This window comes from Streptomyces sp. P9-A4 (assembly GCF_036634195.1).
Taxonomy (GTDB): Bacteria; Actinomycetota; Actinomycetes; order Streptomycetales; family Streptomycetaceae; genus Streptomyces.
In genome coordinates this window covers 106,766-119,165 of record NZ_JAZIFY010000002.1, presented here as the reverse complement: position 1 = coordinate 119,165, position 12,400 = coordinate 106,766, and the positions used below count along the sequence as shown (strand labels likewise).

Annotated in this window: 11 protein-coding genes; 9 read left to right on the top strand and 2 right to left on the bottom strand. The window is 71.5% G+C overall.

Going from position 1 to position 12,400, the window contains the following annotated elements; genetic code table 11:
- Positions 1-306 precede the first annotated feature (306 nt).
- Positions 307-651, top strand: a complete 345-nt coding sequence (locus tag V4Y03_RS31200; protein ID WP_332437386.1) for a calcium-binding protein — start codon at positions 307-309, stop codon at positions 649-651.
- Positions 652-672: 21 nt separating this feature from the next.
- Here the strand turns inward: V4Y03_RS31200 and V4Y03_RS31195 are convergent, their stop codons facing one another.
- Together V4Y03_RS31195 and V4Y03_RS31190 are read right to left on the bottom strand one after the other, a co-directional pair.
- On the bottom strand, positions 673-1,287 hold the full coding sequence (locus tag V4Y03_RS31195; protein ID WP_332437385.1) for an SGNH/GDSL hydrolase family protein: 615 nt from the start codon (positions 1,285-1,287) through the stop codon (positions 673-675).
- A gap of 12 nt (positions 1,288-1,299) precedes the next feature.
- Positions 1,300-2,181, bottom strand: coding sequence for a fumarylacetoacetate hydrolase family protein (locus V4Y03_RS31190; protein ID WP_317877546.1), 882 nt, complete (start codon positions 2,179-2,181; stop codon positions 1,300-1,302).
- A gap of 259 nt (positions 2,182-2,440) precedes the next feature.
- Here V4Y03_RS31190 and V4Y03_RS31185 point away from each other — a divergent pair, with 259 nt between their 5' ends.
- The 8 genes from V4Y03_RS31185 to V4Y03_RS31150 all read left to right on the top strand — a co-directional run bounded on the left by V4Y03_RS31185 (position 2,441) and on the right by V4Y03_RS31150 (position 12,388).
- A complete protein-coding gene (locus V4Y03_RS31185) occupies positions 2,441-3,451 on the top strand; it encodes a hydroxyacid dehydrogenase (protein WP_332437384.1) in 1,011 nt (336 codons plus the stop codon).
- A 411-nt stretch (positions 3,452-3,862) separates the two neighbouring features.
- Complete coding sequence (locus tag V4Y03_RS31180; protein ID WP_317875339.1) at positions 3,863-5,188, top strand: sugar ABC transporter substrate-binding protein; 1,326 nt, start codon at positions 3,863-3,865, stop codon at positions 5,186-5,188.
- Positions 5,185-6,186, top strand: a complete 1,002-nt coding sequence (locus V4Y03_RS31175) for a carbohydrate ABC transporter permease (protein ID WP_332437383.1) — start codon at positions 5,185-5,187, stop codon at positions 6,184-6,186. Before V4Y03_RS31180 ends, V4Y03_RS31175 begins: the two co-directional genes overlap by 4 nt.
- Positions 6,183-7,049, top strand: a complete 867-nt coding sequence (locus V4Y03_RS31170; RefSeq protein WP_317875341.1) for a carbohydrate ABC transporter permease — start codon at positions 6,183-6,185, stop codon at positions 7,047-7,049. The genes V4Y03_RS31175 and V4Y03_RS31170 overlap by 4 nt, the downstream gene beginning before the upstream one ends.
- A gap of 50 nt (positions 7,050-7,099) precedes the next feature.
- Positions 7,100-8,071: a 5-dehydro-4-deoxyglucarate dehydratase gene (locus V4Y03_RS31165; protein ID WP_332437382.1), complete on the top strand. Its 972-nt coding sequence runs from the start codon at positions 7,100-7,102 to the stop codon at positions 8,069-8,071.
- Positions 8,068-9,336, top strand: coding sequence for an enolase C-terminal domain-like protein (locus V4Y03_RS31160; protein ID WP_332437381.1), 1,269 nt, complete (start codon positions 8,068-8,070; stop codon positions 9,334-9,336). Before V4Y03_RS31165 ends, V4Y03_RS31160 begins: the two co-directional genes overlap by 4 nt.
- 79 nt (positions 9,337-9,415) lie before the next feature.
- Positions 9,416-10,798 (top strand): alpha-L-fucosidase, encoded by a 1,383-nt coding sequence (locus V4Y03_RS31155; protein ID WP_332437380.1) that lies wholly within the window; start codon positions 9,416-9,418, stop codon positions 10,796-10,798.
- Positions 10,799-10,930: 132 nt separating this feature from the next.
- A complete protein-coding gene (locus tag V4Y03_RS31150; protein ID WP_332437379.1) occupies positions 10,931-12,388 on the top strand; it encodes a polysaccharide lyase 6 family protein in 1,458 nt (485 codons plus the stop codon).
- The last annotated feature ends 12 nt before the right edge of the window (positions 12,389-12,400 follow it).

Below are 12,400 nucleotides of genomic sequence, written 5' to 3'. Positions count from 1 at the left end.
CCGCACGCCACTCCCGCGATGTGAGGGTACGCGGTGTCCCGGCCGGTCAGCCGCCCGGGACACCGGTCTCGGGGGACTCCCACCGTATGAAGAGCGGGCTGTCGGACCGCGCCCCGCGCGCTCCCTCGCGGGGGTGGTTCCCGGGGTCCGGTGAGCCTGGTCCGGGACGGCCGACGGGAACGGGTCGCCCGCCACCAGGAAGCTGTGCGCTGCCCCCCCCGTATCCCCACGCAACGCCATGACCCACGTAGAGCTGAGACCGTCGGACCGGCCCCAGAGGGGCCCGCCGCCACCGCGACGACTTCCGTGAACAACGCACGCGGCTGCACGATCATCGGCACGAGCGGCGCGGACACCCTGAACGGCGGCTTAGGCAACGACGTGATCTGCGGCCTCGGCGGTAACGACATCATCCGCGCGAGCTACGGCAACGACACCGTCCACGGCGGATACGGGAACGACGACGAGGACGGCGGCTACGGCGACGACACCCTCGACGGAGGCCCGGGCCACGACCTTCTGACCGGCTCCTACGGCAACGACCGGCTCATCGCCACCGACGGCGTCGCGGGCAACGGCACCGCCGGCGGAGGCATGGGCACGGACACCCGCACCACCGCCCCGGGCGGCATCCGCATCAGCTGCCCCTGATCCCTCCGCCCCGACCGGTCGTCACACCCCCGCCCCCGCCGCCGTCAGCCAGGCCTTCGCCACCACGCGGTGGCCGAGCGGGGTCGGGTGGACGCCGTCCGGGGCGAGGGCCGCCGCCCCGTGCTCCTCGGCGGCGCGGTGCAGCGCCAGGTCCGTGCGTACCACCGTCGCGCCCCGGGCGGCGGCGGCCCGCAGGACGGCGTCCGTCCGAGGACCGAGGTCCTCGAACCAGGTCTCCTGCTCGGGGGTGGCCGGGAGCAGGAACGGCGTCATCACGAAGAGCCGCGCGGCGCACTTCTCCTCGGCGAGGGCCAGAACCCGGCCGAGGGCGGCCTCGAACTCCGGCAACGGACTGGGAAGGCCCCGGTCGTAGCGGCGCCAGGTGTCGTTGATGCCGATCAGCACGGTGACCACCGTCGGACCGAGCGCGAGGACATCGGTGGACCAGCGCGCCTCCAGGTCCCGGACGCGGTTCCCGTTGACCCCCCGGTTGAGGACCGTCACCGAGGGGGGAAGCGCCTCGGAGACCAGCCGTACATAGCCGGCGCCGAGGGACGAGGGGTCCTCGCGGTCGCGCCCGGTGTCGGTGACGGAGTCTCCGACGAAGAGCAGCCGGTCGGACGGGGTGAACTGCACGTGGGCGTCCTCTCAGGCCTGTCGGAAGGTGTGGCGCATGATGCCGAGCCCGTCGATCCCGCACTCGACGACATCCCCGTGGCGGAGGTACGGGCGCGGCTCCGGACGGCCGAGGGCGACACCGGCCGGGGTCCCGGTGTTGATGACGTCGCCGGGGTACAGCACCATGAACCGGCTCAGGTAGCGGATGATCTCGGCGACCGGGAACACCATGTCCGCCGTCGTGCCGTTCTGGCGCTCGACGCCGTTCACCGACAGCCGGAGGGCGAGCTTGCCCGGGTCGGGGATCTCGTCGGGGGTGACGAGCCACGGACCGAGCGGGTTGAAGGTCTCGCAGCTCTTGCCCTTGTCCCACTGGCCGCCGCGCTCCAGCTGGAAGGCGCGCTCGGAGACGTCATGGGAGACGGCGTACCCGGCGACGCACGCGAGGGCGTCCTCGTCGCTCTCCAGGTAGCGCGCGGTCCTGCCGATCACCACGGCGAGCTCGACCTCGTAGTCGGTCTTGACGCTGTCGCGGGGGACCAGCACGTCGTCGTACGGCCCCGAGACCGTCCAGGGGTCCTTCATGAACACGACCGGCTCGGCCGGGATCGCGGCGCCCGTCTCCTCGGCGTGGTCACGGTAGTTGAGGCCTATGCACACCACCTTTCCGGGGCGTGCCACCGGCGCCCCGATCCGTACGCCGGTCGCGGCGCCGGGAGCGGGCGGCATTCCGGAGTCCAGTACGGGCAGCTCCCCGGCGGCCACCGCGCCCGCGAGGCGGTCGAGGGCGCCGTCGGCGAGGGAGCGGTGGTCGATGTCGTCGAGGACGCCGGACGCGTCGAGGAGTTCACCCGACCCACCGAGGACCGCGGGGCGCTCGGCCCCCGCCTCTCCGACTCTCAGCACGCGCATGCCAGCCACCCTTCACGTTATACATCGGATGTATCGACCCGGGAATGCAACCAATCAACTGGCGTTTTGTCCAGAGGTAGTTACTGGCGGGGGAGCGATCCACCCATCGCCCCGAGGTGTCATCCGATGTATCGTGTGGCGCGCCGACGGCCGCTCCCGGCACCCGCTCCCGTACCGCGCCGACGCGCCTCACGGCGCCCCGACCCCGGGGGAGCGGCCGGCCGGCGCCCAGACCGCCACGCCCCAGGAGGCCGAGCCGATGGCAGACACGACGAGGATGCTCAACGCCCAACTGGTCATGGAAGAAGGGCGCAGGGCCGATGTCTACCCGGCGCCGGTCCTCCAGGACATCGGGCGCCTGGTGAACCTCCGGACCCCCGCCCTCACCCGCGAAGCCCTCCGGCGCGATCCGAGCGTCCTGGAGGAGGTCGACGTGCTGCTCACCGGCTGGGGAGCGCCGGTCCTCGACGCGGAACTCCTCGCCCACGCGCCACGCTTGAGGGCGGTCATGGTGGCCGCCGGTTCGGTGCGCCATCTGACCACACCGGAGTTCTGGGCCAGGGGCGTCCCGATCGTCACCGCGGCGGCGGCCAACGCCGTCCCGGTCGCCGAATTCAGCCTCGCCCAGATCCTGCTCGGCCTCAAACAGGTCCACCGGCAGGCCCGCGAGGTGGCCGCCCGCGGGAAGTTCCCGCACGACCCCCGGGTGGCCGGCGGATACGGCTCCCGGGTCGGCCTGCTCGGTCTGGGCGAGATCGGCCGGCTCGTCGCGGAGCACCTGCGGCACTTCGACGTCGAGGTGCTGGCCTGCGACCCCGTGATCGACCCGGCCCTCGCCGGCGGGCTGGGCGTCCGGCTCACCGGCGTCGAGGAACTGTTCTCGACGTGTGACGTCGTGAGCGTGCACGCCCCGCTGCTCCCCGAGACCGAAGGCCTCGTCGGCAGACGGCTGGTGTCCCTCCTCCCCGAGGGTGCCACCCTGATCAACACGGCCCGCGGCGCCGTCCTGAACGAGCCGGAGGTGATCGGGGTCCTCTGGGACCGCTCCGACCTCACCGCCGTGCTCGACGTCACCTGGCCCGAGCCGCCCGACCCCGGTTCGGCACTGTTCACCCTGCCGAACGTCGTCCTCACCCCCCATCTCGCAGGCGCCATGGGCGGGGAGCGGGCCCGTCTCGGCGAACTCGTCCGTGACGAACTGCGCCGACTGGTGAACGGCGAGCCCCTGCGCCACGCCGTGGAACCGACCAGGGCCGCGACCAGGGCGTAGGAAGCCGCGCGCCGGGCCCGGAGAGCCGCGAACAGGGCCCCGCAGTGAGAGCCGCGCCCCGGGCGCGGAGACCCGTCAGCCGGGCCCTCGCGCCTGTGCTGGCTTGAATATCGAGGCCCGGGAGCCTCTGCCCCGGACATACATCGGATCTTTGACGGAAGCTTGGCCGGCGGTCGCCCGACCGTCGTCCCGTCACCGTCGTACGGCACCTCGCCCTCAACCCCCGCTCCCTGACTGCTCAAGCGGGTGATGGGCACTCCGAAGGGCCTTCGGTGCGCTTCCGGCGCAACATGAATATCCCACCCCCAACTCTTTTCAGTCATCGGACTATTGACCCCCGATCGGCCGCGCGTTAGCGTCCCCGGCAAGCGCTTACAGGCCAGCTGCCGAGGGCGGCGAACAGGAGTGGTGATGCAGAGAACGCGATGGATCGGCGCGGGTATTCTCGCCTCGGCGTTGGCCCTCACGAGCTGTACGTCCGGCCCTGCCGGTACGGACGCCAAGCAGGACGCCAAGGCGGAACTGGAGCTGTGGACCAGGACCACCCCCGGCGGCGCCGGCGAGAAGGCCACGCTGCGGCTGGTCGCCGGATTCGAGAAGGCCACCGGCCACAAGGTGAAGGTCACGGCGATCTTCGACGACTTCGAGACGAAGCTCCAGCAGCGGGCCGCCCAGCGGAACCTGCCCGACATCGTCATGAACGACGTCACCCAGCTCGGCTCCATGCACAGTCAGGGGCTGCTCAGGGAGATCGACCTCAGCAAGATCAAGAGCAGCGGGGACCTCGTCGAGCAGGGCCTCAACTCCGGCAAGAGCGTCGACGGGAAGCAGTTCGGCATCCCGTACTCCGCCCAGGCCGGCGCCCTCCTCATCCGCAAGGACTGGCGCGAGAAGCTGAAGCTCGGAGCCCCGCAGAGCTGGGACGACCTCGCCGCGATGGCCGAGGCCTTCACCACCCGGGACCCCGACGGCAACGGCAAGCAGGACACGTACGGACTCGCCGCCCCGCTCTCCACCAAGCGCGGCTACGCCTCCTGGTACTTCTCCAACTTCCTCTGGGCCGCCGGCGGCGACTTCATCACCGAGGCCGGCCAGGGGAAGTACAAGCCGTCCATGACCAGCAAGGAGTCCATGGAGGCGGTGCGCTGGTTCCGGGCCCTCGGCTGCGACAGCAAGGCCATCCAGCCCGGCGCCGTCACCATGGACACCCCGCCGACGAACGAGACGTTCGAGGCGGGCAGGACCGGCATGTTCGTCGTCGGCCCCTATCTGATGCCCCGCTTCGACAAGTCGCTCGGCAAGGACAAGTACGAGGTCGTCCCCATGCCCAAGGGCCCCAAGGACGCCACCGTGCTCGCGGAGGGCGGCTCCGTCTACCTGATGGCCGGCTCCGAGAACATGGCAGGACAGGACGCCTTCGCCGGCTACGCCATCTCCGCCGATGGCCAGAAGCTCGGCATGCAGGGCGAGGACGGCTCCACCGTCCAGCTCCCCGTGAACAAGACGGTGGACGTCACCGAGGTCCGTCCCGACCCGCGCTGGAAGACGTACGCCGAGGTCTACCGCGCCTCCGGGCGCTACGCCCCGTCCATCCCCAACTGGACCCCCGTACGACAGGTCACCGCCGAGACCGTCAACGCCCTGATGGCCGACTGCTCCCTCGACGCCGGCGCCAAGCTGCGCGAACTCGACAAGAAGCTCGCCGACATCCTCCAGGAGCAGGGAATCGCCGGATGACGAGCGTCGACCAGGTGAAGTCGGCCGCCCCCGCGGCGGCCGGCTCCACCGCCCGGGCGGACGGCCTGCCGGAGGCGGGGTCCACGACCGCGCCCCCCGGCGGACGGCCCGTCTCCCGACGGGTGCGCAGCCGCCGCGGCGGCCGGTGGTGGACGCCGTGGCTGTTCCTGGCCCCGGCCCTGATCCTCTTCCTGTACTTCAAGTTCATCCCCATGGCCAGCGCGCTGGCCATGTCCTTCCAGGACGTCCGGCCCTATCTGGGCAACCGGTGGGTCGGCGGCGAGAACTACGCCACCGTCCTGACCTCCGACGGCTTCCGTGAGGCAGCCTGGCACACCGTCGTCCTCGCGGTCGGCCAGACCCTCGGGTCGATGCTGCTCGGCCTCACCCTCGCCCTGCTCATGGAGGGACAGGGCCGCAAGCTCGGCTTCGTACGCTCGGCGGCGTTCCTGCCGGTCGTCGTGCCGATCGCGGTCGTCGCCGAACTCTGGCGGATCATGTACCACCCCACCCAGGACGGCATGCTCAACTCCATCCTCGGCCTCGTGGGGTTCGGCCCGTCGGGATTCATCAACGACCCCGACAGCTCGATGGTCTCCATCATGATCACCGGCATCTGGCGCGGCGCGCCCTACGACATGATGATCTTCCTCGCGGGTCTCGCCGGCGTCGACCGCGGCCTGTACGAGGCGGCCAAGGTCGACGGCGCGTCCAGGTTCCAGCGCATCCGCCACGTGACCGTCCCCGGACTGCGGGCCGTCCTCACGATCCTCTTCATCCTGGCGGCCATCCGCGGCCTGCGGGTCTTCACCGAGGTCTTCCTGCTCACCAACGGCGGCCCCGACGGCTCGACCGAGGTCGTCATGACCGTCATCTACAAGCTGGGCCTCGAACAGAACCGGCTCGGCGTCGGCGCCGCCGGAGCGGTACTGCTGTTCCTGGCGACGCTGCTCCTGACGGTCGGCGTCCACCTGTTCCGACGGAGGGGTAACGAATGAGCGCGCCGACCGAGACCGCGCTGGGTCTCACCGAGAGCCGGAGCGCCGGTGGCCGCGTCCTCAAGGCCGTCACCTACCTCATGGTCCTGCTGCTGTTCGCGGGCCCGCTCCTGGCCCTCCTGGTCAGCGCGTTCAACCACGTCAAGGACCCGACCCAGCTCAGCGTCATCCCCTCCGACCCCACCGTGGACAACTTCACGGTCGCGTTCGACCAGGGAGTCCTGAAGTACCTGCTCAACTCGTTCTTCGTCGTCGGGTTCGGGCTGCTGCTCCAGGTGGCCGTCTCCGTCCTCGCGGGCTACGCGCTCGCCCGGAAGCGGTTCCGGGGGATGAGCCTGGTGTTCGTCGCGATCCTGGCGACGCTGATGCTGCCGGAAGAGATCCTGGCCATCCCGCTGTCCGTCATCCTCGCCGACCTGCCGGTCGTCCACTTCAACCTGATCGGCACCCTGGCCGGCATGATCGTCCCCGTCGGCGCCTGGGCGTTCTCCATCCTCGTCATGACCGAGTTCATGAAGGAGGTGCCCAAGGAACTGGAGGAGGCGGCGCGCATCGACGGCGCCGGAGACCTGCGGATCTTCGCGCAGATCATCCTCCCGATGTGCAAGCCCGCGCTCGGCGTCATCGGCGTCTTCGGCTTCACCATGATCTGGGACCAGTACCTGCTGCCCCTCCTCGTGGCCACCGACTCGTCCTCCTACACGCTGCCGCTGGCCCTGCGCACCCTCAGGGTCGACCCCCTCGTCACCCCCGGCGTCGTCATGGCCGCGTCCCTCCTCGCCCTGCTGCCGTCCGTGATCGTCTTCCTCTTCTTCCAGCGATCCTTCGTCCACGGCCTGTCCAGCGGCGCCCTCAAGGGCTGACCCGGCTTTCCCCCCCCCGTACCGCCGAACTCACGAAAGGACCACCTCCCGTGATCCCGTCCGGCCTGATGTCCTTCCCGCTCACGCCGTTCACCCCGGCCGACGAGGTCGACACGACCGTGCTCGCCGACCACCTAGAGGACCAGCTCGCCCACGGACCGGCGGCGCTCTTCGTCGCCTGCGGCACGGGGGAGTACTCCTCGCTCAGCGGACCCGAGTACACCCAGGTCGTACGACGCGCCGTCGAGGTCGTCGCCGGGCGCGTACCCGTGTACGCCGGCGCCGGGGGCGGCCTCGGCAACGCCAGGGCGGCGGCCACCGCCGCCGCGGACGCCGGCGCCGAGGGGATCCTGCTGCTCCCGCCGTACCTCGTCGGCGGCACCGAGGACGGCTACCTCGCCTACGCGGAGTCCGTGGCCCGCGCCGGCCGGCTGCCCGTCGTCGTCTACCGCCGGGGACTGGCCGGGATCGGCGTGTCCACCGCCCTCCGCCTCCTCTCCGTCCCCGGGATCGCCGGGATCAAGGACGGCAACGGCGACCTCGACATGCTGGCCCGCATGGTCACTGCGGTACGCACCAGCGGCCACCCGCGCGCCGAGTCCTTCGCCTTCCTCAACGGCCTCCCCACCGCCGAGGTGAGCGCCGCGGCCTGCCGGGCCATCGGCGTCCGCGACTACTCCTCCGCCGTCCTGTGCTTCGCCCCCGACATCGCCCGCGCCTTCCACACGGCCCTGACGGCCGGCGACACCGCCACGACCGAACGCCTCCTCGCCCGCTTCTACCTGCCGCTGACCGAACTCCGCGACAAGGTCCCCGGCTACGCCGTCGCCCTCGTCAAGGCCGGAGCCCGACTCCGCTCGCTCGACGTCGGACACGTCAGGGCGCCCCTGGTGGACGCTGCCCCGGACGACGTCGAACGACTGCGGGAGCTGCTCCACGAGGGACGCCGCGCACTGGCCGAGGCACAGGGCCCCGCCGCCTCCGCCGCTGCCCTGGACGAGTCCGTGGCGGTGGCCTCGTGAAGATCACCACCGTCGTCATCACCCCCGTCGCCTTCGCCGACCCGCCGCTCCTCAACGCCGTCGGAGTCCACGAGCCGTACGCACTCCGCGCCGTGATCGAGGTGCGGACCGACACCGGCGCGTACGGGCTCGGTGAGAGCTACGGCGACGCCGCCCACCTCGAACTGCTGCGCGCCGCCGCCGACGAACTGACCGGCCTCGACCCCTTCGACCTCAACGAACTGTCCCGGCGGGTCGGCGCGGTCGTCGGCGGCCGGGTCGCACGCGATGCCCACGGCCTCATCGGCGAAGGCGGCGCCGAGAAGACCGTCGCGAGCGTCACCTCACCGTTCGAGGTCGCCTGCCACGACCTCCAGGGCAAGCACCTGGGCAGGCCCGTCTCCGACCTGCTCGGCGGGGCGACCCGCGACCGGATCGACTTCTGCGGCTACCTGTTCGCGAAGTGGGCCGCACACCCCGGGCAGTCACCCGACGCCTGGGGGCCGGCCCTGGACGCCCAGGGGCTGGTCGCACAGGCCCGTCTCATGGCGGACCGGTTCGGCTTCCGCTCCTTCAAGCTCAAGGGCGGTGTGCTCCCCCCGGACGAGGAGGTCGCCGCGATCCGGGCGCTCCGCGAGGCGTTCCCGGACCACCCGCTGCGGCTCGACCCCAACGCGAGCTGGGACCCGGAGACCGCCGTCGGGGTCGCCGAGGAGCTGTCGGGCGTACTGGAGTACCTGGAGGACCCGGTCGCGGGCATCCCCGCGATGGCCGACCTCGCCCGCGTCGCCCCGATGCCGCTCGCCACCAACATGTGCGTGGTCACCTGGGAGCAGCTGACCCGGGCCGTCCCGGTCGGCGCGGTCGGTGTACTGCTCGGCGACCACCACTTCTGGGGCGGACTCAAGGCCTCGCAGCACCTGGCCACCTGCTGCCGGAACTTCGGCATCGAGATGTCCATGCACTCCAACTCCCACCTGGGCATCAGCCTGGCCGCGATGGTCCACCTGGCCGCCGCGACCCCCGCCATCGGCCACGACCTCGACACCCACTGGCCGTGGAAGCGGCCCGAGGACGACGTCGTCACCGTGCCCTGGCAGTTCGTCGACGGCGCGATCACCGTCCCGCGCACCCCCGGCCTCGGCGTGGAACTCGACCGCGAAGCGCTCGCCCGGCTGCACGATCAGTACCTGGCCTGCGGACTGACCCGCCGCGACGACACCGGGTACCTCGCGCGCGTGGCGCCCTCCGTACGGCTGCGCGAGGACGTCCACGAACCCCGCTGAGCCCGCCGCCCCGCCCGTCTCCGGGAACCCGCTGACGTCTGCGCCCCGACCGCCTCCGACCGCACAGGAGCGATGCCCGATGACCACCACCAGCGCCGACGACGCGTCGACCGCTCCCTCGACCGCCGATGGCGCAGCCGCAGTCCCCGGCGCGCCCGCGGCCACCTCCGCCTCCGAAGCGGGCGCCGCGCCGGACACGACCTGGTTCACCCACGACCGCTTCGGCATGTTCGTCCACTGGGGCCTGTACTCCCTCGCCGCCCGCCACGAGTGGGTGAAGAACCGGGAGAGGCTGACGGACGAGCAGTACCAGGTGTACTTCGACCACTTCGAGCCCGACCGCTACGACCCGGTCCGCTGGGCCAGGGCGGCCAAGGCCGCCGGCATGCGGTACGTCGTGCTGACCACCAAGCACCACGACGGCTTCTGCCTCTGGGACAGCGCCCTCACCGAGTACAAGGTGACGAAGACCCCGCACGGCCGCGACCTGGTCGGGCCGTTCGTCGAGGCGTGCAGGGCCGAAGGACTCAAGGTCGGCTTCTACCACTCCCTGATCGACTGGCACCACCCCTCCTTCCCCGTCGACGGCACGCACCCGCAGCGCGACGACGAGGAGTTCAAGGCCGCGGCGGCGGACCGCGACATCCGCGAGTACCAGCGCTATCTGCACGGCCAGGTCCGCGAGCTCCTCACGGAGTACGGGCGGATCGACTACCTCTTCTTCGACTTCTCCTACGCGGGCCGCCCCGAATGGTGGGGCGGCAAGGGCCCCGACGACTGGGACGCCACCCGCCTCCTGGCCATGGTCCGCGAACTCCAGCCGCACATCCTCGTCAACGACCGCGCCGGCCTCCCCGGGGACTTCGTCACCCCCGAGCAGTACCAGCCGTCCGAGCCGATGACCGCCGACGGCCGGCCGGTGCTCTGGGAGGCCTGCCAGACGCTCAACGGCAGCTGGGGCTACGACCGCGACAACCTCGACCACAAGAGCCCCGACCTCCTCGTCCGGATGCTCGTCGACGGCGTCTCCAAGGGCGGCAACCTCCTCCTGAACGTCGGCCCCACCGGCCGCGGCGACCTCGACCCCCGCGATACCGCCGCCCTTGAGGAGATCGGGCGCTGGACGGACCTGCACGAACGGTCCGTCCGCGGCTGCGGCCCCTCCGCGTTCACTCCGCCCGCCGACTGCCGGTACACGCAGCGCGGCGACCGCCTCTACGTCCACCTCTTCGCCTGGCCGCTGCGCCATCTGCACCTGCCCGGACTCGAAGGCCGGGTGCGCCACGCCCAGCTCCTGAACGACGCCTCCGAGATCGTGCGGCTCCCGCCGGCCCCGGACCGCCCCGCGATGAACACCCAGATGGGCGGGCAGCCGGCCGGCACCCTCACCCTCCAGCTCCCCGTACGGCGGCCCGACACCCCGGTACCCGTCATCGAACTCTTCCTGACGGACCCGTCGTAAGGCACGTCGTGACGGACCCGTCGCAGGGCACTACGTGACGGATCCGTCGGAGAACGGCCCGCCCGTCCAGCTCCACCCCGTCCCGGCACCGATCCCGCCCGGGAACCCCTTCCGACCGATCACGGAGGCACCATGCAACGACGCACGTTCCTCACCGGCACCGCGGTGGGGGCGGCCGCGGCCGCCCTGCCCCTCGCCGGGCCCGCGTACGCGAGCGCCACGTCGGCCACACACGCCCACCACCGGGGCCGTGCCGTCGAGGTCCGCTCCCTCGACGCACTCCAGAAGGCGATCGACGCCGCCGGTCCGGCAACCCGGATCGTCGTCGCGGACGGTGACTACACCGTCCCCGCGGACCGGCCCCTGACCGTCCGTGGCCGGCACGGCTCCAGGGGCGCGCCGATCACGATCGTCGCCGCGTCCCGGGGCGGCGTCGTGCTGCGCGGGGAGCGGAGCTTCGTCCTCGACGACTCCAGCCACATCACCCTGAGTGGCTTCTCCTTCCGCCAGAGCACCACCCTGGACCTCCCGCCGAGCTGCTCGCACATCAGGCTGACCCGCAACGACCTCCAGCTCGCCGACATCGAGGGCCTGCACTGGGTCATGGTGCGCGCCGACGACACCGTCGTGGACCGCAACCACTTCCACGGCAAGAGCACGCTCGGCATCTACCTCGGCATCGAGGGCGACGGCAGCGAGGGCATGGCCCAGCGCGTCCACATCCACCGCAACCACTTCTCCGACCACACCTTCGCCGGCTCCAACGGCGGCGAACCGATCCGCCTCGGCGTCAGCCCCCGCGCCCTCTCCAGCGCGCACGCGGTCGTCGAGTACAACCTGTTCGAGCGGGCGAACGGCGATCCCGAGGCGATCTCCGTGAAGAGCTCCGACAACGTCATCCGGCACAACACCATCCGCGACAGCCTCGGCGGGATCGTCCTGCGCCACGGCAACGGCACCCTCGTCGACAGCAACTACCTGATCGGTGGCGAGGAGGGACTGCGGATCTACGGAAACGACCACGTCATCGTCAACAACTACCTCGCCGGCCTCTCCGGGCGCGCCATGGTGATCGGCAGCGGTTCGGAGCGCGACCACGTCCCCGGCGAATCGGCCGCGGACCGCCGGGGCAACGACGCGCCCGACCGGATCCTCATCGCCCACAACACGCTCCTGGACAACGCGGGCGGGCTCTCGGGCGAGAGCCACCGCCCGCACGAACCCCGTGACGTCACGGTCGCCGACAACCTTTTCGTCGGCGGGAGCGGAAACCTGGTCGAGATGGCGAACACGGTCCGCTTCACCTGGCAGGGCAACATCCTGTTCGGGGCCGCGGGCGACGGGAACATCCCCGCCGGAGGCTTCCTGCGGGCCGACCCCCGGCTCGTCGCGGGTCCCGACGGCGTCCACCGCCTCTCCCGTACGAGCCGGGCGATCGGGGCGGCCACCCTGTACCCGGCACCCGTCACCCACGACATCGACGGCGACCCGCGCGGCGGCCGTCGCGACGTCGGCGCCGACGAGTACGCGACCGTGCCCGCGAAGAACCGGCCGCTGACACCGGCGGACGTGGGCCCGCACGCACCCTGACCGGACCAGTGC

What these genes read in the sequence shown, in the direction of transcription:
- V4Y03_RS31190 (WP_317877546.1), bottom strand. Translation starts at nt 2,181, where the DNA reads ATGCGCGTGCTGAGAGTCGGAGAGGCGGGGGCCGAGCGCCCCGCGGTC.
- V4Y03_RS31185 (WP_332437384.1), top strand. Translation starts at nt 2,441, where the DNA reads ATGGCAGACACGACGAGGATGCTCAACGCCCAACTGGTCATGGAAGAA.
- V4Y03_RS31180 (WP_317875339.1), top strand. Translation starts at nt 3,863, where the DNA reads ATGCAGAGAACGCGATGGATCGGCGCGGGTATTCTCGCCTCGGCGTTG.
- V4Y03_RS31175 (WP_332437383.1), top strand. Translation starts at nt 5,185, where the DNA reads ATGACGAGCGTCGACCAGGTGAAGTCGGCCGCCCCCGCGGCGGCCGGC.
- V4Y03_RS31170 (WP_317875341.1), top strand. Translation starts at nt 6,183, where the DNA reads ATGAGCGCGCCGACCGAGACCGCGCTGGGTCTCACCGAGAGCCGGAGC.
- V4Y03_RS31155 (WP_332437380.1), top strand. Translation starts at nt 9,416, where the DNA reads ATGACCACCACCAGCGCCGACGACGCGTCGACCGCTCCCTCGACCGCC.
- V4Y03_RS31150 (WP_332437379.1), top strand. Translation starts at nt 10,931, where the DNA reads ATGCAACGACGCACGTTCCTCACCGGCACCGCGGTGGGGGCGGCCGCG.